We start from the raw sequence: 17,830 nt of genomic DNA on the forward strand, positions 1-17,830 counted from the left end.
ACAAGCGCCTTACGCGCGGGTTCAGGTGTCATGGAAAAAATCATAGACCTTCTGCGCCAGCCCCTCTGACACCCCCTCAACCGCCTTGAGATCAGCCAAATTTGCGCGCCCAACCGCCTTGGCGGACCCGAAATGCGCAAGCAGAGCGCGTTTTCGCGCAGCACCGACGCCCGGAATGTCATCCAGCGGGTTCTTCATGTTGGACTTGGCGCGTTTGGCCCGGTGTGTGCCGATGGCAAAGCGGTGCGCCTCATCCCGCATCCGCTGTACGAAATAAAGCACCGGATCGTTGTGTCGCAGCGCAAAAGGGCGTTTGCCTGTACGGTAAAATTCTTCTTTGCCAGCGTCTCTATCCACGCCTTTGGCGACGCCGACCATCGGGATGTCTTCCACACCGTGCTCGGCCATGATCTCGCGCACCGCACTCACCTGCCCGGCCCCGCCGTCAATCAGCAACAGGTCAGGCCACATACCTTTTTCGCGGTCCGGGTCCTCGTTCAGCAAGCGTTTGAAGCGACGGTGCAGCACCTCTTTCATCATGCCAAAGTCATCACCGGGCGTCAGATCGTCGCCCTTGATGTTGAACTTGCGGTAGCTGTTTTTCATGAATCCTTCGGGGCCAGCCACGATCATCGCGCCCACTGCGTTGGTGCCCTGAATGTGAGAGTTGTCATAGACCTCAATCCGCTCGGGCGGTGCCGACAGATCAAACGCGTCTGCCAACCCCTTGAGCAGCTTCGTCTGTGTCGCGCTTTCGGCCATTTTGCGGGCAAGACTTTCGCGGGCGTTGCGCAGGGCGCTGTCCACCAGTTCCAGCTTTTCACCGCGTTTCGGCACGAGCAATTCCACCTTGCGACCCAGCTTGCCACTGAGCGCCTCGGCCATCAGATCAGGGTTCTCAATCTCATTGGACAGGATCAACTGTCGGGGCGGTTCCTTGGTGTCATAGAACTGGCCCAGAAACGCCTCGAGCACCTCGGCGTCGTCCACATCTGCACCCACACGGGGGTAAAAGTCGCGGTTGCCCCAGTTCTGGCCCGCCCGGATGAAAAACACCTGCACGCAGGCCTGTCCTTGTTCCAGATGCAGAGCGACAATGTCCGCTTCTTCCACATTGCGGGGATTGATCCCCTGAGCCGACTGAACCTGCGTCATTGCGCGGATACGGTCGCGCAGGGCAGCCGCGCGTTCGAACTCCATCTCTTCGGAGGCCTTTTGCATTTGCCCGGCCAGCTCTGCCTGAATGTCCGTGCTGCGGCCTGACAAAAAGCGTTCTGCGTCCTTGACCGTCTTGGCATAGTCTTCTTCAGAGATCAGCCCAACACATGGCCCCGAACACCGCTTGATCTGATATTGCAGGCAGGGCCGCGTGCGGGTCGAAAACATCGAATCCGAACAATTGCGCAGCAGGAACACGCGCTGCAACTGGTTTAGCGTCCGGTTGACTGCACCTGCACTGGCGAAGGGGCCGTAATATGCACCCTTTTCCTTTTTCGCGCCGCGATGCTTTTTGATCATGGCAAAGGGGTGATCGCCGGTGACCAGAATGTTGGGAAAGCTTTTGTCGTCACGCAGCAGCACGTTGAACTTGGGCTTGAGCTGCTTGATCAGGTTTTGTTCAAGCAGCAACGCCTCGGTCTCTGTCCGTGTGGTCAGGAACATCATCGAGGCGGTCATGGAAATCATGCGAGCGATGCGGGGGCTATGCCCTGCGGGTCGCGCGTAGTTGGACACCCGCGCCCGAAGATTGCGCGCCTTGCCAACGTACAAGACCCTGCTTTCCCGGTCGAGCATGCGATACACGCCGGGCGAAGAGTCGAGAGTTTTGAGATAGCCTTGCACAACGCCGTGGCCCACTGGCGCGGGCGGCTCTCGTTGGGGCTGTGAGGTTTCGGGCGTCGGGTCCATTCGATTCGGCATTCGCTGCAATGATTGACGTGCGGTTTCAAGCTATCTTGCATCCACGGATACTGTGGATAAGTCTGGAGATAAGTTCTGAGCCTTTGCAATTTTTCGTTGTTTTTTGGGCGCTTCTCCGATCTGCCTATTTTTTAGGCAATAAAATAAGCTATTGATTTTACTGCGTTAAATTTTGATGATCTGTCAAGTGTTTGAACTTAAAGACATTTTTGTAACGCTTTTGTAACGAAGATTACGTCGGTGCAAAACTTGACTGGAGGTCACCTATTCCACCCCTACAACGTCCGGCGTTTCCCACGCCAGATGCTGCCCGCCATCCACGCACAAAAGCTGCCCGGTGATCCCCGGCGCATCGAGGAAATAGCCAAGTGCTGCGACGATATCGGCGGGGTTCGATCCCCGCTCCAGCACGGTCGCGGCGCGTTGGGCGGCGAAATGTTCCGCGCTTTGCCGCCCCCCTTGCAGGGTGGGCCCGGGACCAATCGCGTTGACGCGGATAACTGGGGCCAACGCACGCGCGCTTGTTTGGGTCAATGCCCACAATCCCATTTTGGCCAACGTGTAGGTCATGAATTCGGGCGTGAGTTTACGCACCCGTTGATCGACCATGTTAAGGATCAGTCCGGCGGCGACGGGTTCGCCCATATCATCGCGGCTTGGCTGCAACCCTTGGGCGGCCATGGCTTGGGTCAGCACAAAAGGCGCGCGCAGGTTGCTGTCCATGTGGCGATCCCACGTTGCTCGCGTTGCGGTTTCGACTGTGTCGTATTCAAAGATTGAGGCATTGTTAACGAGGCACGTGATTGGCCCGCCAAGGGCGTCTACGGCGCGCCCAAATAGGCCTTGGGTTGCGCCCTCGTCTAGCAGATCGGCCTGCAATGCAACGCCGCGCTGTCCCTTGGCCTCGATCTGCGCGACGGTTTCAAGCGCCCCTTTGTCCGAACTGGCGTAATGCACGGCCACATCATAGCCGCGCCCCGCAAGATAAACCGCCATGGCCTGCCCCAATCGGTGCCCGGCCCCTGTCACAAGTGCGCGCATGCTCGCACCCTCCCCTGCTTTGATCTCAGATTAGTACAATGAGCAGATAGGTCACATAAAGGGCTGACAATACCACCCCCCACGTCCGTGTGATATCGCGCCTCATGTAAACAAATGGCACCAGCAGGATAGAAGCACCCAGCATCACCCACAAATCAAAGGTAAGGAACGCGCGATCAACCGGGATTGGACCCACCAACGACGCAATGCCGATGATGGCCAATAGGTTAAACATGTTAGACCCGATCACGTTGCCCAGCGCCACATCCGCCTGACGACGAAGCGCCGCCATTACAGTAGTGGCGAGTTCCGGCAGAGACGTACCAACAGCTACCAACGTAAGACCAATGACCGTATCACTGACCCCGTAAGTCTTGGCGATGATACTGGCGTTTTCGACCAGTAGGCTTGCGCCCAATGGAAGGCCGATCAGGCCAAGGACCAAAAAGACGGCGATGCGCCAGCCGGGCAAGTCGGGGTCAACGCCCTCGATTTCTTCTTCGTCCGCTGTACCAGCGGCACAGGCCGATCGGTGCCCCATCGCCTCTTTGGCCTGATCAAACAGAACAAAAGCGAGGGCCGCGAGCAACACAATCGCCGAGATCCAGTCGAACACTTCGCGAAAGGCAAGGGCAATAAACAGGACCGAGGCCGCGATCATGTAGTTATAGGTCTTGCGCGTCTCGCATTCGGACGTGTGCATGGTCGCCAGTAAGGCCGGAATACCGAGCACCAACAGTATATTGGCGGTATTTGATCCGACAACATTACCCATGGCGATGCCGGGGGCATCGTCCAGTATCGCTTCGATTGCGATAAGCAGTTCGGGGGCTGACGTGCCAAAGGCCACAATGGTCAGACTCACGATCAACGCGGGAACGCCAAGGCGCAGGGACAAGTTCACCGCCCCTTTGACCAACGAGTCCCCGGCCAGCAGCAGGATCAACAGACCCAACCCGCTTAACAGCCAAGGAAGCATTTCATGCATCAGGATTTACCCCGACCGCAGGCACACGGGCCTTTGCCAATACGGTAACGTCCGCACTCACACTTGGCCTTGGTCAGACGTTTTCCCCCGAGCCAATGTAATTTCCCGAACATGGCCAGAACACCCATGAAGACCAGAAACAGTATCACGATCTTCGAGAGCATAAATTACAGTCCAAACTGGGCGAAGGCTGCCCGTTCTTCGACCGAAGCAATGGCATCGTCAACCATTTGGGTTCCGAAGCGCGCCAGAAACGGTTTGCGCACGCCATAGCGGCGGAATTGAACTTTTTCACCGAACCGCTCTTTGAGGAAAGGTTTGATGTGGCCGATTCCGTCGATCAGGCCCAAGGCATGTGCCTTTTTGGCAAGCCACACTTCGCCTGTAAACAACTCGGTCTCGCTGTCCAATTTGCCTGCACGTCGCGCGGTCACATGATCGATGAAATTTGCGTGGATGTCGTTCAGCAAGCCCTTGAGGCGCTCAACATCTTCCGGGTTTTCAGGGCGAAACGGGTCCAGCATGGATTTGGATTTTCCCGCCGTGTAAACGCGTCGTTCAACCCCTTGCCGGGCAAGCAATTCATGCGCGCCAAAGCCCGCAGAAATCACCCCGATGGAGCCAACGACCGAACTTTCGTCGGCATAGATTTCGTCGGCCGCTGCCGCCAGCCAGTATCCACCAGAGGCAGCCACATCTTCGACGAATGCGATCACGGGAATCTCTTTTTCCTCAGCAAGTCGCCGAATGCGCGCACCGATCAACGAAGATTGCACCGGGCTGCCTCCGGGCGAGTTCACCTCAAGAGCGACCGCGGCCGGTTTACCTTTTGAGAACGCTTTTTCAATGATGGGGCCAAGGCTTGCATCATTGAGCGTACCACGCCCCCCACCGGCAATGACGCCCTGAAGCCGGATCACAGCCACTGTGGGGTTGGATTTCATGAAGGGGATAAATCGTTTCATCTTGCCCCATGTAGAATGCTGTATTGGTGCAAACAAGGTCGCAGAGCAAACGAGTTGCCCACCGCGCCCTTATTGTCGAATGCGCCACCCGGTTTTGAAGATAAATGCCACGACCCCGAGACAGGCGGCAGTGAATGCTCCGATTGCCAGCAGCGACAGCCCAATGGGCACATCCGCCACCCCAAAAAACGCCCAGCGAAAGCCCGAGATCAGGTAGACCACCGGATTGAACATCGAAATTGTCTGCCAGACCGGCGGCAACATTGAGATTGAGTAGAAAGATCCACCAAGGAACACGAGCGGCGTGATGACCAACAGCGGGATCAGTTGTAATTGTTCGAAATTCCCAGCCCAGATGCCGATGATAAAGCCAAAGAGCGCAAAGCTGACGCAGGTCAGAACCAGAAACACGACCATCGCCAGCGGGTGCGCAATCTGAAGATCAACAAAGAAGAAAGAGGTGATCAGGATGATAATCCCGATAAACATGGATTTGGTCGCCGCAGCCCCCGCATAACCGATCACGATCTCAAGGAAGTTCAGCGGGGCAGAGAGCAACTCATTAAATGTGCCGATGAACTTTGGGAAATAGATGCCAAAAGACGCGTTCGAAATCGCTTGGGTCATCACCGTCAGCATGATCAGGCCCGGCACGATGAACGCACCATAGCTGACCCCCTCAACCTCGTCGATGCGGCTGCCGATGGCGGCTCCGAACACCACGAAATAGAGCGATGCTGACAAGACAGGCGAGATAAAGGATTGCGCCAGTGTACGGAAAAAGCGCGCCATTTCATTGCGATAGATGGCGGCGATGGCAGTCCGGTTCATTGGTCCCGCTCCCCTTTTTCGCTGACAAGAGTGACAAAGATGTCTTCGAGGCTGGATTGCCGTGTGACCACATCGCGCAACGACAGGCCCGCGTCTGCGACGTCCTTGAGCAGCCTGGTGATCCCGGTGCGCTCGCTCTTTGTGTCGTAGCTGTAAATCAGGGTGTGACCGCCATCGCCTAACGTCAGGTCATACGCTGACAGCGCATCAGGAATTGCGCCAAGCTGCGCGGTTAGTTGGACCTCCAACTGTTTCTTACCCATACGGGCCATCAACTTGTCCTTGTCCTCAACCAACAGGATTTCACCCTTGTTGATGACGCCGACCCGATCCGCGATGGCTTCGGCTTCTTCGATGTAATGTGTTGTCAAAACTGTAGTCACGCCATCTGCACGCAACTGTTCGACGATGCCCCACATGTCCTTGCGCAGTTCCACGTCGACGCCGGCGGTGGGTTCGTCCAGAAACAACACGCGCGGTTCGTGGGCCAGCGCCTTGGCAATCAGCACGCGGCGTTTCATGCCGCCCGACAATTCGAGAATCTGCGCGTTGCGTTTGTCCCAGAGAGACAACCGTTTCAGCACGTCTTCGACAACGCCGTCCATTCGCGGCTTGCCGAACAAGCCGCGCGAGAACCGGACCGAGTTGATGACTTTTTCGAATGGTTCCAGCGCAATTTCCTGCGGGACAAGTCCGATCATGCTGCGTGCTGCGCGAAAGCCTGTGATGATGTCGTACCCGGCCACGGTGACCGTGCCCGAGGTGGGCATGGTGATCCCGCAGATGGTCGAAATCAGTGTTGTCTTGCCTGCACCATTGGGTCCCAAAAGGGCGATGATCTCGCCCTCTTCGATGTCAAGCGACACGTCCTTGAGGGCCTCAAAGCCACCCTTGTAGGATTTGCGCAGGTTCTTGATACTCAGGATAGTCGGCATGGGGCCCTCTTCACCGCGAATGGCGCAGGGTTAACGCGCACAGGCGTCCATCGCCAGCGCATGCGCGCACAAACGGGTGTGCGAGGCGTTCAGGTCTTGCCGGTCAGCCGGCCCAACCACCCCTTCTTCTGCTCACCCTCTTCGCCTTCTGCGGCGTCTGGTTCGGCAGGTCCTTCAAGGGTTTCTTGAAGGTTGGTAAAAAACTGATCCGCCATTTTCTTGGCAAAGCCGTCGATGATGCGGCTGCCAAGCTGCGCCAGCTTGCCGCCAACCTTGGCTTCTACGTCATAGCTTAGCGCCGTACCGCCATCGACAGCCTCCATACGCACTTCGGCCCCGCCCTTGGCAAAGCCTGCGGCACCACCCTTGCCCTCGCCCGTGATCGTGAGGCTTTGGTTTTCAATCATATCAGACAGGGTCACCTGCCCTTTGAACGTTGCCTTTACGGGGCCGACTTTCTGAGTGACCGAGGCTTCAAACCCATCCTCGGGGCTGCCAGTGACTTCGGTGGCGCCCGGCACGCAAGCCTTCAGCACCTCGGGGTTGAGCAAGGCGGCATAGACCTCGGCCGGCTTGGCTGCGATCTGGCGGGTGTCGGACATTTGCATTTTAGGGCACTCCCTGAGGGGTCATGATGTTTGAGAGCCAGCATAGCGCAGGGATGCAGGACTCACCACGTCGGAATACGCCCCTTTTTTTTCGCCCGATGTCGCCCCTGAGACAGAGTTGCCCATCACGCACAATACGGCTGGAAGCATGGACAGCACCCGTCAGAATATCGCAGGCTTGGGCATACTCTCGGTCCTGATCGGGATGGTTTGCATCTCGGTTAACGACATGCTCGTCAAACAGTTGTCGGGCGGCTACCCGCTGCACCAGATCGTTTTTGCCCGGTCTGGCATTGGGATTATGCTGAGCCTGCTGATCGTTCAATACGAAGGGGGATGGCAGATCCTGCGCACCTCCCATCCGTGGGCCCATGCCTTGCGGGGGCTGTTGATCGTGGTGGCCAACATGACCTTCTTTGTTGCCTTGTCTGTACTGCCGCTGGCCGATGTCACCGCGCTGTTTTTCGTTGCCCCATTGTTCATCACCCTGTTGTCGATCCCAATGCTGGGGGAACGGGTCGGGCCGATGCGGTTGGGGGCTGTGGCGTTTGGCTTTGCAGGTGTGGTCGTCATGCAGCGCCCGTGGGCCGATGCCGGAGACCTGGAAGTCAGCCGTATCATGCTTTTGCTCCCGGTTGTGGCGGCACTGACCTATGCGCTCAATCAGGTGATGACGCGCAGGCTGGGCGTGACCAGTAAGGCAAGTGCGATGTCCGTCTACATCCAGGCCGCCTTCATCGTGGTATCTGTCGGCTTTTTCGTGGTGGCAGGGGATGGACGGCTGGCCCAAGGAAGCACCAACCCGTCGGTTCTGTTCTTGTTGCGGGCATGGGTGTGGCCGCCAGCGCAGGACATGTGGGTTTTTCTGGGCCTTGGGATAAACGTCGCGATCGTTGGTTATTGCCTCAGCCAAGCCTACCGGCTGGCTGATGCGGCCACAGTGGCACCGTTCGAATATATCGGCCTGCCGCTCGCCGTCTTTTGGGGGTATGTCGTGTTTGGCGAGTTTCCGGCATTCGAGGTTTGGGTGGGGATTTTCATGATCCTCGGCGCGGGCCTGTTCGTTTTTCTGCGCGAACGGCACAAATCCAGAATGCTCGGCCACGCACAACCCAAGCGGCGATACTGACGCTTCAGACCCCTGTTTCGATAACAACCTTGCCCGTGGCCTTGCGACTGCGCAGCAACTCCAACCCCTCATTGGCCTGCTCCAACGGCAACACGTGGCTCACGTGCGGTTTCAGCTTTCCTTCTGCATACCACCCAAACAGCACTTCAAAGCTGTCGGTCAGAACCTTGGGGTTCACCCGCATATAGCCGCCCCAATAGTACCCGATCACGGTGAGGTTTTTGACCAGCAGAATATTGGCCGGGATTTGCGGCACCGTCCCGCTTGCAAAGCCAAGCGGCAGCAGACGCGCCTCGGGGTTACACGCACGCAGCGCTGCGTTGAACAGATCTCCCCCCACCGGGTCATAGACGACATCCGCGCCTCCCAGCGCCTTTACATCGGTGCGCAGATCACTTGTATCACTGTCCAGCACATGATCCGCCCCGGCGGCCTTTGCCACCTCCAGCTTGGCCGCACCGCGTGCTACAGCAATGACCTCGGCGCCCATCAGTTTGCCAAGCTCGATCGCCGTCAAACCAACACCGCCAGAGGCACCCAACACCAACAACCGCTCGCCGGGTTTCAGGCCCGCCTTGTAATCAAGACCGACATGGCTTGTCCCATAGGCGATCAAAAAGGCCGCCGCGTCTTTGGCGGACATTTCATCGGGAATAGGCACGCAGATATTGGCAGGCAGGGCCGCGTATTCAGCCAACCCACCAAACCCGGAATAGGCGGCCACACGTTGGCCCACGGCCAGATGGTTCACACCTTCTCCCACAGCCTCAACCGTGCCGCACATCTCCATACCCACAGTCGCCGGCAGGGGCGGTTTTTCCTGATAGGTGCCTTTGACGATCAAAGTATCGCCAAAGTTCAGCCCGCAAGTATGGATGCGCAACAGCACTTCACCCGCTGCGGGCGTCGGCACGTCGATATTGCGCAGCTCAAGTGGCTGGCCAAGGCTGGTAAGTTGCATCGCACGCATGGGCGGTTCTCCTTGGAAGTTCAGGAGCCCTCAGTCATCGCTGCGCCCCATTTGCCAGACCACATAGCTGATTTGCACCGCGCCAAACAACAGCCCGTTAAAGAACCATAGAATGAAAAGAAGCAGAAACGCGTCTTTGCTGCCTTGGGCACGGGTTGCAATCTCAAGCGTGTTAGTCAGCCACAAGATTGTGACAAAAACCGCCGAAAGGGCAAAGCCGACAGCCGTCCCATTGAGGAACAAGCGGATCAAGGGGTGCGGATCTGTTTCCATGCGCATGAGCTAGGTCCGCAGAGGGCGCATGTCGAGGGAATGAGATCAAAAAACAGGGCCGCGCCGGTTGGGCAGCTTGGCTATGGCGCTGCAACCAAAACTGGCCTGATCCCCTAGCGGATCAAAAAATCATCGGGGGAGGCTGTTTCATTTCTGTTCGCGCAACGAAGACACTCGCCAGGCCCCAAAATCACTTGGGTGGCGGAGGAAGCACACCTTTCGACTGCAACACTTTCAGGATATCGATGATCGTGTCGGTGCTGGCATCTAGGGATCCTTGAAAGAACACTCCTATGCCGCCGTCTCCCAGTTCTCGTGTGCCGCCGGCATCATAGGTGGGCGCAAGCGAAGACAATTCGGCAGGGAGTTCGGGGCAGATCGGATGGTTTGTAAAGATCGCATCCGTGGCCTTGAAGAAGATGTCTTTGACTTGCGCGACGGTCTCTTGCGACTCCGCAGTCTCGGGGAACCGATCAGGCGTCAGCCTCAAATCGACAAGACTAAAGTACAGACACTGATCCCGAAGAACAGCGGAGGCAGAGGCCGCGACGGTGAGGCCAGCCGTATAGACGCGTTCACCGCGTTTACGGTCCGCGCCAAGTTGGCCTTCGCAATCGAAGACTTGTGCTTCGATCCTTCCGCCCAGCGTGAGAGCAATATCGTCAGTCTCGGCAACGGCCTCAGTCACACTGATCTTGGCATCGCAAACATCAACGAATGCGGATCCGGTGAGTTCGTCGATGAGCATTTCCTGTGCGCGGCGCAGGTCGATAACGCTTTCGATGGCAATCCGTGTGGTGCTTATATCTTTCAGGCGCAGCGCCAAATCCACGGGGACCTCGCGTTCGCCCAGCGTTATGTTCGGGCTGGCCTTGAACGTGACCACCTCGGCAGGAAGCTCGGTCGCAAAAAGACCCGCAGTGAGCAGAGCAAAAAGATATATCCGGCCCATCATTGTCCCCCTCCGACGATATCGCGCGCCTGCATAAGAGCGAGGAGTTCCATGAGTGTGTCCGCACTGGTGTCGATGGAGCCGCTTAGTGCCACGCCAATGCCACCTTGGCCGGTTTCGCGTGTACCCCCGGATTCGAGGACCGGCGCCAATGAAGACAGTTCAGGCGGCATCTTAGGACAAATCACATTCTGATCGGCAAATTCCTCTGCCTTGGAGAGAATTACCTCTTCGACACGTTCCGTGAGACCAAACAGGTTCACCAATCCGCCAAGAAAGCCGGTGGGTTGGAGCACCACGTCGGCAAGATCGAAACGTACGCACTGCCCACGGACATTGGCACGTGCAGCGGCGGCCACCCCAATCGTGGTCGAGATCAGCCGCGCGCCGCGCCCCTCAACCCCTTGGGTCTTTTCACCCCGGCACCGATAGAGTTCAACGTCCACCGTGCCAACGAGGCCGATCAGATCACCTGTGGCGCCTGTTTCGTCGAGATTGGCAACAACGTTCAGTGCGCACCCTTCTTCGAGGGGGCCCGACAACAGTTGCGGCGCTTGAGCCTGAAATTCGCGCAAGTCCAAAAGCCCCCGAAAGCCGAGCCGCGTCGGTGTGACGCTGCGCAGGCCTGCGTTCAACGTGAATGGCACTGTTTTTCCGCGCGCTTCGATCCCATCGGTAAAACCGAACCGAATGTCACCCGAGTAATCAGCGGATGTCGCGCGAACGGCAGCGGGTTGGGCGTCCAATTCAGCTTTCAAAAGCTCTGTATTGGTGCTGGCGCAAGACACGAGGAGAATGAGGCTGGCAAGACCAATCAGTGCGCCACCGCGCGCTCTCGCTCTTCTCGATTGTTGTGTCATGCATTTCTTCCGCAGCTTTGCAGTTCGACCGCGTTTATACGGCCTACGGCAGTGGGTCAAATTCTTGCGCCGCGACAGACAGATATCTGGCAAGCGCTGCGATGCAGGCAGCCGCAGCTTTGCAACGTGATCAATCGTGCATAGTCTGGGATCATGATCGAATTTCGAAATGCCCAACCCTCAGATGCCTTACGCTGCTTTGAAATCGAGACTGCCGCATACGAAGGCGATGAAGCCGCGACATTGGAAAAGATATCAAAGCGGATCGAGATTTATTCCCAAGGTTTCCTCATTCTTGAATTAGAAGGAATGATTGTTGGCTTCGTAAACTGCGGATGTGCGCATGAGGTCGAAATGTCTGATGAGGAATTCAAAGAGATGGTTGGGCATGACCCCGACGCACCCAACGTCGTCATCATGTCTGTCGTTGTCGATCCCGCTCAACAGGGAAAGGGCCTGTCACGAGCGTTGATGGACGAGTTCGTCCAGCGCATGAGGCGGATGAACAAGGTGACGATACACCTGATGTGCAAAGACCATCACGTGCCGCTTTATGAGAAGTTCGGGTACCGCTATTTACAGCCATCCACGTCTGATCATGGCGGAATGGCTTGGCATGAGATGTCTATGTCTCTTTGACCTCGCACTGCGAGCCGTGCGATCCTTAAAACGCCTCAGGCCGCGCCTCTCGCGCCATATGATCCAGCACCGCATTCACAAAGCTCGGCTCTTTCCCATCCGGAAAAAAGGCCCGTGCCACATCCACGTATTCCGTGATGACCACCTTTGGTGGGGTGGACGTATCGCGCAGTTCCGCACCCGCAGCACGAAACAGCGCCCGGATCGTCGGATCAATCCGCGCGATCGGCCATTTAGCGACCAGCCCCCGGTCCGTCATCTGGTCGATCGGCGCCTGATAGTTCACGGCATCATCCATCACACGGGCAAAGTGGTCCGGATCACCTTCGGTCATCTCGTCGCCCTCATAGGACGCGCCAAAGCGGTGATCCATGAACTCGACCTTGATTTGATCGACGGTCTGCGCGCTTTGCTCCATCTGGAACAGCGCCTGCACAGCATAAAGCCGCGCCGCTGAACGCATCTTGCGTTTCTGGTTGCCCGAAAGGGTCATGTGGTGGTGGACCTCGTGTTGCCGGCCAACTGATACTCGGACGCGGGTTTGAACCCGACACCCTTGCCTTGGCGGCCCCACTTACGGCTGAGCGCGATCAGGTGCAAGGCCGCAGCGGCCGCACCGCCACCTTTGTTTTGACCAGCAGGGTCAGCGCGCACCTCGGCCTGTGTCACGTTTTCGACCGTAAGGATGCCATTGCCGATGCACAGCCCCTGCAAACCCAGCAGTTGCAGTGCCCGAGAACTGTCATTGCAGACCGTTTCGTAATGCGTCGTCTCCCCTCGGATCACGCAGCCAAGGGCGACATAGCCATCAAAATTCGACATTCGTTCCGATATCCCGATGGCCGTCGGGATTTCCAAGGCACCGGGCATCTCGACCAAATCCCACGTGGCGCCTGCGGCCTCGATCTCGGCCTTGGCACCGGCAACCATGTTTTCGGCAATCGCCTTGTAATAGGGTGACACCACAATCAGCAGTTTTGTCTGTTGGTCGAATTCTGGGCGGTCCAGCACGTGATGTTCGATTGAAGCCATGTCTACTCTCCCAAAATCGGACGGGTACCGACGATCTCAAGACCGTAGGCGTCAATGCCCATATAGGTCGTGCGCGGGCTGTCCGTCAGCAGGATCAGGCGCGTGAGCCCCATGTTGGACAGCATCTGGGCGCCAAGCCCCGTGTTCTTGACGATGCGCGGACCGGCCTCTTCTTCGTCGAACAGCGACTTGCGGGGCTGGCGGAACAGGCAGACGACACCGCGCCCTTCCTCGGCAATGATCTCCATCGCGCGCGGCAATTCGCCGACGGGTTTGTCGGACAGACCCAAAATATCAGTGACTTCGGCCAGCGCATGGGTACGCACAAGAACCGGTTCGTCATTGCTGAGATCGCCCTTGGACAGCGTCACATGTTCGATGCCGTGGGTCTGATCAGTAAAAATGCGCATGTGCCAGTCCCCACCATGCTGCGAGGTCACAGTGCTGTTGGCCGTCTCGACCACCAGATTGTCATGACGGCGGCGATAGCTGATCAGGTCGCTGATGGTGCCAATTTTCAGCCCATGGCGCTCGGCATATTCGACAAGGTCGGGCAAGCGGGCCATGGACCCGTCTTCGTTCATGATCTCGCAAATCACGGAGGATGGGTAGTGCCCTGCCAACCGGGCAACATCGCACCCTGCTTCGGTATGCCCTGCGCGCACCAAAACGCCACCCTTGCGCGCACGCAATGGAAAAACATGCCCAGGGGTCGCAAGCTCGGCCGCAGTGGCCTGCGGATTTACTAACGTAGAAATCGTAAGCGCACGGTCAGCCGCAGAAATGCCTGTGGTCACACCCTCACGCGCCTCGACAGACACAGTGAACGCGGTCTCGTGGCGCGACGAATTGTGCATCGCCATCATCGGCAATCCCAGCGCATCCACACGTTCGGACGGCAAGGTCACGCAGATCAGGCCACGGCCATAGGTCGCCATAAAATTGACCGCCTCGGGCGTCGCGAAATTGGCTGGGATCACCAAATCGCCTTCATTTTCGCGATCCTCGTGATCGACCAGAATGAACATCTGGCCCGCGCGCGCGGCTTCGATGATCTCTTCGATGGGCGAGATGGCAGCAGCAAGGTCCGTCTCGACAGGACCGGGGGTTTCAAAGCTCATGTTTCACCTTAAACAGCACGTGCACGCGACATAAAGGAAGGCCAGAGACTTTGCCAGTGGGACGCGGCGCACAATCACCCTGCGCCCAACACTTCTCTGATTTCAGAAAATCCTCCCCGAAGGGTCGGGCAGCCCAAAACGCACCGGCACATGATGCGAGCAAACCAATCCAAAAGCGCCAGAATGTCGTCAGGCCCTTGGGCCTGTCCGCAAGATCAACCAGCCTCAGCCAGACGGGCGACGTAACGGGCAAGCGTGTCAATCTCGAGGTTTACCATATCCCCCACGGCCACATCGCCCCATGTGGTGACATCTTTGGTGTGCGGGATGAAATTGATGCCAAAGACCGCCCCCTGCACCTCATTCACAGTCAGTGATGTGCCATTCAAGGCGACGGACCCTTTGGGCGCGATAAAACGGGCCAGGCCCTCAGGTGCGCGCAACTGCACGCGGGTGCTGTCACCGTCATCGACCACAGATACGACCTCGGCCACCCCGTCTACATGGCCCGACACGATGTGTCCGCCCAACTCGTCACCAACTTTCAACGCCCGTTCAAGATTGACCCGTTTGCCGACCTCCCAACCTGCAAGGTTGGTCTTTGAGACCGTCTCGGCGCTGATCTGCACGTCATACCAATCGGGGCCCAGATCCACCACGGTCAGGCACACGCCGTCCGAAGCGATGGAGGCGCCCATGTCGATGCGGGCCGTGTCATAGCCTGTTGAGATGCGCGCGCGCAGGTCACCCTCCTGCTTGAGGTCAACCAAAGTGCCTATATCGGTGATGATGCCAGTGAACATACGCAGCTCGCCTTTTTTGCCAGTAAAGGTCAGGTAGCGGTGCAATCGGCGCAGGGCAAGGGTGCCACGCATTGCGCGCACCCACCGACTGGGCCATAAAATCGCCCCAGTCCCGTGTTCACCTCAGGGAAAGAGATGCCGAGTATCAAAGACCAGATGACACCGCACGCCCCTGATGCCCGGGTGTTCCTGTTCTTGCAGGGGCCGCATGGGCCGTTTTTCAACCGTCTTGGTGCCATGTTGCGCAAGGCGGGCGCGACGGTGTGGCGCGTCGGGTTCAACGCCGGCGATCGCGCCTTCTGGTTTCATCCGGACAGTTATATTCCTTTTCGCGGGGCGGCAGGCGATTGGGGCGAAACATTTTGCAATCTGGTCGACGAAAAAGGCGTCACTGATATCGTCCTTTACGGTGATTTACGCCCCATCCACGCCGAAGCGGTGGCAGAAGCCAAACGACGCGCCATTACTGTTCATGTCTTTGAAGAAGGGTATATGCGCCCTTACTGGGTGACCTATGAGCGCGGCGGCACCAATGGTCATTCCCGCCTGATGGATATGAGCGTTGCGCAAATGCAAGACGCGCTTGCGCTCTCGGATATAGAAGCCCCCCTCCCTCCGGGCCATTGGGGTGATATGCGACAACACGTTTTTTATGGCGCGCTCTATCATTGGTTTGTGATGTTTCGGAATGGCGCCTACCGCAATTTTCAACCCCACCGCGCCCTAACCGTAGGACAAGAATTTGGGCTCTACATTCGGCGTCTGCTGCTGATGCCCGTGCACACCCTGGACCGGATACAAGCCACGTGGCGCATCCGTTATGGCGGCTTTCCATACCATCTGGCCTTGCTGCAACTCGAACATGACAGCAGCTTTCAAGAGCATTCGCCATTCGCATCGATGACGGAATTCCTGGATGTGGTGATCCGCGGCTTTGCCTCAGGCGCCCCCGCTCACCATCATCTGGTGATAAAGGCGCACCCTCTGGAAGACGGGCGCGCGCCCATTCGCCGCCATATAAGCGCGCTCATGACTGAGCTGGGCCTCAAGGGCCGCGTCCATTACGTACGAGGCGGCAAGCTGGCACAGTTGCTTAATGATGCGCGCAGCGCCGTTACAGTGAACTCTACGGCGGCTCAGCAAGTGCTCTGGCGCGGTATCCCGCTCAAGGTATTTGGGCGGGCGGTTTTTGCAAAACCGGAATTTGTCAGCGACCAAACAATGCCCGAATTTTTCGCTGGCGCTTCCCGCCCAGACAACAAGGCGTACAAGGATTATCGGCGGTATTTGCTTGAAACCAGCCAGTTGCCGGGTGGGTTTTACTCTGCGCGGGGGCGGCGGCAACTGTTGCGGCAGGTCGTCGACATGATGCTGTCAGACGAAGACCCGTATGACGCTCTGGCCTCTGGCACCGCGGCCCCAAGGCAACAGTTGCGTCTGGTGACCTAAAGAACACTACCCCTATGGCTAGATTTTATCGCCAGACTCCGGTAGTTTGCAGGCAAATAAGGGGCATAAAAATCCGCTCCACTACAAAAACATGATGTGGGTCAACCCACGTCCTGAGGCAGAACAAGAACAGGTCGAGGAGACCGAGCAGTGATTTTCCAGTCTTTCCGCTGGGCGCGCGCCGTCGCGCTACTTGCTATTGTGGGCATCGTTTCATCGTGCGGTTTGCCGAATGTCGGTCCTAACAAACGCGAAATCTTCTCGGGATCAGTTCAGAAACAGGGCGACGCCTTTGTTGTGACTGTCAATGATCGGGTCACACGGGCAACCGCTGTCACACCCGCACTGGGGTTTAACGATGGGTTCACCAATGCCGGTGTGATCGGGTCTGATACAATTCAACCCGGTGACATTCTGGGACTGACGATTTGGGAAAACGTCGACGAAGGCTTGCTGGTCGGACAAGGCCAGAACGCCACCGCGCTCGAAGAAGTGCAGGTCGACGGATCCGGGTTCATCTTTGTGCCCTATGCCGGACGTATCCGGGCTGCTGGCAACACCCCCGAAGCAATACGTCGCATTATCACCACCAAGCTCGAAGAGCAGACGCCGGACCCCCAAGTGCAGGTTCGCCGCCTTGCTGGTGATGGATCGACGGTGTCGCTCACCGGTGCGGTTGGTGCACAGGGCGTTTATGCCATCGAACGGCCGACCCGCACTTTGTCCACCATGCTGGCCCGCGCCGGTGGTGTGACGATCGTGCCCGAGATCGCACAGATCACTGTCATTCGCGGCAACCAGCGCAGCCGCATCTGGTTCCAGGACCTGTTTGACCATCCCGAACGTGACATTGCGTTGCGCGGTGGTGACCGCATTCTTGTCGAAGAAGACACCCGCGCATTTACCGCGCTCGGCGCCACAGGCGGACAGGCGCGCGTTCCGTTTTTCTCGCAGGACCTGAGTGCGCTTGAAGCCATTGCACAGGTCGGAGGTCTGCAATCGGCAACCGCTGACCCAACGGGCATCTTTGTCCTGCGCAATGAGCCAGAAGAGATATCCAATGCTGTTCTGGGTCGAAATGATCTGGTTGGTGCCCAGCGCCTTATTTATGTACTGGACTTGAYCTTTGCTATACCGGCGCCGCAAAAACGACGTCGCCCCAGCAAAGGTCAACTCAAATGACGGCCCCTTTAAATCGGTGCGCGTAAACGCGTGGTCCATCTCGTTCTTTGCATCTTCCAAAGCCATATGGTCAGGCGTCCTTCATCTTCTCTGATTCAAAAAAATCCCGGGGGAGGCGAAGCCGGGGGCAGA

At 57.6% G+C, this 17,830-nt stretch carries 19 protein-coding genes and 1 pseudogene; 4 read left to right on the forward strand and 16 right to left on the reverse strand.

The features are described from left to right. Positions 1 to 21: 21 nt before the first annotated feature. The 7 genes from uvrC to DHN60_RS02170 form a co-directional block, all read right to left on the reverse strand. On the reverse strand, positions 22 to 1,908 hold the full coding sequence (gene uvrC / locus DHN60_RS02140; RefSeq protein WP_108835599.1) for an excinuclease ABC subunit UvrC: 1,887 nt from the start codon (positions 1,906 to 1,908) through the stop codon (positions 22 to 24). A 276-nt stretch (positions 1,909 to 2,184) separates the two neighbouring features. Further along, positions 2,185 to 2,961, reverse strand: a complete 777-nt coding sequence (locus tag DHN60_RS02145) for an SDR family oxidoreductase (RefSeq protein WP_108835600.1) — start codon at positions 2,959 to 2,961, stop codon at positions 2,185 to 2,187. A gap of 25 nt (positions 2,962 to 2,986) precedes the next feature. Further along, on the reverse strand, positions 2,987 to 3,940 hold the full coding sequence (locus DHN60_RS02150) for a calcium/sodium antiporter (RefSeq protein WP_108835907.1): 954 nt from the start codon (positions 3,938 to 3,940) through the stop codon (positions 2,987 to 2,989). Between the two features lie 176 nt (positions 3,941 to 4,116). Continuing rightward, positions 4,117 to 4,914, reverse strand: coding sequence for a S49 family peptidase (locus DHN60_RS02155; protein WP_108835601.1), 798 nt, complete (start codon positions 4,912 to 4,914; stop codon positions 4,117 to 4,119). 69 nt (positions 4,915 to 4,983) lie between these two features. Next, positions 4,984 to 5,745: an ABC transporter permease gene (locus DHN60_RS02160; RefSeq protein WP_108835602.1), complete on the reverse strand. Its 762-nt coding sequence runs from the start codon at positions 5,743 to 5,745 to the stop codon at positions 4,984 to 4,986. Continuing rightward, a complete protein-coding gene (locus DHN60_RS02165) occupies positions 5,742 to 6,680 on the reverse strand; it encodes an ABC transporter ATP-binding protein (protein ID WP_108835603.1) in 939 nt (312 codons plus the stop codon). Before DHN60_RS02165 ends, DHN60_RS02160 begins: the two co-directional genes overlap by 4 nt. An 89-nt stretch (positions 6,681 to 6,769) precedes the next feature. Then, positions 6,770 to 7,288: a CoxG family protein gene (locus DHN60_RS02170; RefSeq protein ID WP_108835604.1), complete on the reverse strand. Its 519-nt coding sequence runs from the start codon at positions 7,286 to 7,288 to the stop codon at positions 6,770 to 6,772. A gap of 148 nt (positions 7,289 to 7,436) precedes the next feature. Between DHN60_RS02170 and DHN60_RS02175 the strand changes: the two genes are divergently transcribed. Further along, positions 7,437 to 8,417 (forward strand): DMT family transporter, encoded by a 981-nt coding sequence (locus tag DHN60_RS02175; protein ID WP_108835605.1) that lies wholly within the window; start codon positions 7,437 to 7,439, stop codon positions 8,415 to 8,417. Between the two features lie 4 nt (positions 8,418 to 8,421). On the opposite strand, the gene DHN60_RS02180 is transcribed toward DHN60_RS02175, so the two are convergent. From DHN60_RS02180 to DHN60_RS02195, 4 genes are all read right to left on the reverse strand, one after another. After that, positions 8,422 to 9,387, reverse strand: a complete 966-nt coding sequence (locus tag DHN60_RS02180) for an NADPH:quinone oxidoreductase family protein (protein WP_108835606.1) — start codon at positions 9,385 to 9,387, stop codon at positions 8,422 to 8,424. Between the two features lie 30 nt (positions 9,388 to 9,417). Next, positions 9,418 to 9,660: a hypothetical protein gene (locus tag DHN60_RS02185; RefSeq protein WP_234423485.1), complete on the reverse strand. Its 243-nt coding sequence runs from the start codon at positions 9,658 to 9,660 to the stop codon at positions 9,418 to 9,420. Positions 9,661 to 9,850: 190 nt separating this feature from the next. After that, positions 9,851 to 10,615, reverse strand: a complete 765-nt coding sequence (locus tag DHN60_RS02190; protein ID WP_159089084.1) for a hypothetical protein — start codon at positions 10,613 to 10,615, stop codon at positions 9,851 to 9,853. After that, complete coding sequence (locus tag DHN60_RS02195; RefSeq protein WP_159089085.1) at positions 10,612 to 11,472, reverse strand: hypothetical protein; 861 nt, start codon at positions 11,470 to 11,472, stop codon at positions 10,612 to 10,614. Before DHN60_RS02195 ends, DHN60_RS02190 begins: the two co-directional genes overlap by 4 nt. A gap of 153 nt (positions 11,473 to 11,625) precedes the next feature. Between DHN60_RS02195 and DHN60_RS02200 the strand changes: the two genes are divergently transcribed. Then, positions 11,626 to 12,111 carry a GNAT family N-acetyltransferase gene (locus DHN60_RS02200; protein ID WP_108835610.1) on the forward strand — a complete coding sequence of 162 codons (486 nt, stop codon included), beginning with the start codon at positions 11,626 to 11,628 and terminating at the stop codon, positions 12,109 to 12,111. A 25-nt stretch (positions 12,112 to 12,136) separates the two neighbouring features. Here DHN60_RS02200 and nusB read toward each other — a convergent pair whose 3' ends face one another. The 4 genes from nusB to DHN60_RS02220 all read right to left on the reverse strand — a co-directional run bounded on the left by nusB (position 12,137) and on the right by DHN60_RS02220 (position 15,067). Beyond that, positions 12,137 to 12,604 (reverse strand): transcription antitermination factor NusB, encoded by a 468-nt coding sequence (nusB, locus tag DHN60_RS02205; protein WP_108835611.1) that lies wholly within the window; start codon positions 12,602 to 12,604, stop codon positions 12,137 to 12,139. Next, on the reverse strand, positions 12,601 to 13,143 hold the full coding sequence (locus DHN60_RS02210; RefSeq protein ID WP_108835612.1) for a 6,7-dimethyl-8-ribityllumazine synthase: 543 nt from the start codon (positions 13,141 to 13,143) through the stop codon (positions 12,601 to 12,603). Before DHN60_RS02210 ends, nusB begins: the two co-directional genes overlap by 4 nt. 2 nt (positions 13,144 to 13,145) lie before the next feature. Further along, the gene (gene ribB, locus DHN60_RS02215; protein WP_108835613.1) at positions 13,146 to 14,264 is read right to left on the reverse strand and encodes a 3,4-dihydroxy-2-butanone-4-phosphate synthase; all 1,119 of its coding nucleotides are present in this window, start codon (positions 14,262 to 14,264) and stop codon (positions 13,146 to 13,148) included. A gap of 215 nt (positions 14,265 to 14,479) precedes the next feature. Further along, positions 14,480 to 15,067, reverse strand: coding sequence for a riboflavin synthase (locus DHN60_RS02220; protein ID WP_108835908.1), 588 nt, complete (start codon positions 15,065 to 15,067; stop codon positions 14,480 to 14,482). Positions 15,068 to 15,202: 135 nt separating this feature from the next. Here DHN60_RS02220 and DHN60_RS02225 point away from each other — a divergent pair, with 135 nt between their 5' ends. After that, the gene (locus tag DHN60_RS02225; RefSeq protein WP_234423486.1) at positions 15,203 to 16,516 is read left to right on the forward strand and encodes a capsule biosynthesis protein; all 1,314 of its coding nucleotides are present in this window, start codon (positions 15,203 to 15,205) and stop codon (positions 16,514 to 16,516) included. A gap of 150 nt (positions 16,517 to 16,666) precedes the next feature. After that, entirely contained in the window at positions 16,667 to 17,698 is a 1,032-nt protein-coding gene (locus DHN60_RS02230; protein ID WP_199913614.1) for a polysaccharide biosynthesis/export family protein, read from the forward strand. Here the strand turns inward: DHN60_RS02230 and DHN60_RS22570 are convergent. Then, positions 17,642 to 17,764, reverse strand: a pseudogene (locus DHN60_RS22570) (agmatinase); the annotation flags it as partial. The gene DHN60_RS02230 and the pseudogene DHN60_RS22570 overlap by 57 nt on opposite strands. Positions 17,765 to 17,830: the final 66 nt, after the last annotated feature.

Origin of the sequence: Tateyamaria sp. Alg231-49 (assembly GCF_900143535.1) — a bacterium.
Classification (GTDB): Bacteria; Pseudomonadota; Alphaproteobacteria; order Rhodobacterales; family Rhodobacteraceae; genus Tateyamaria.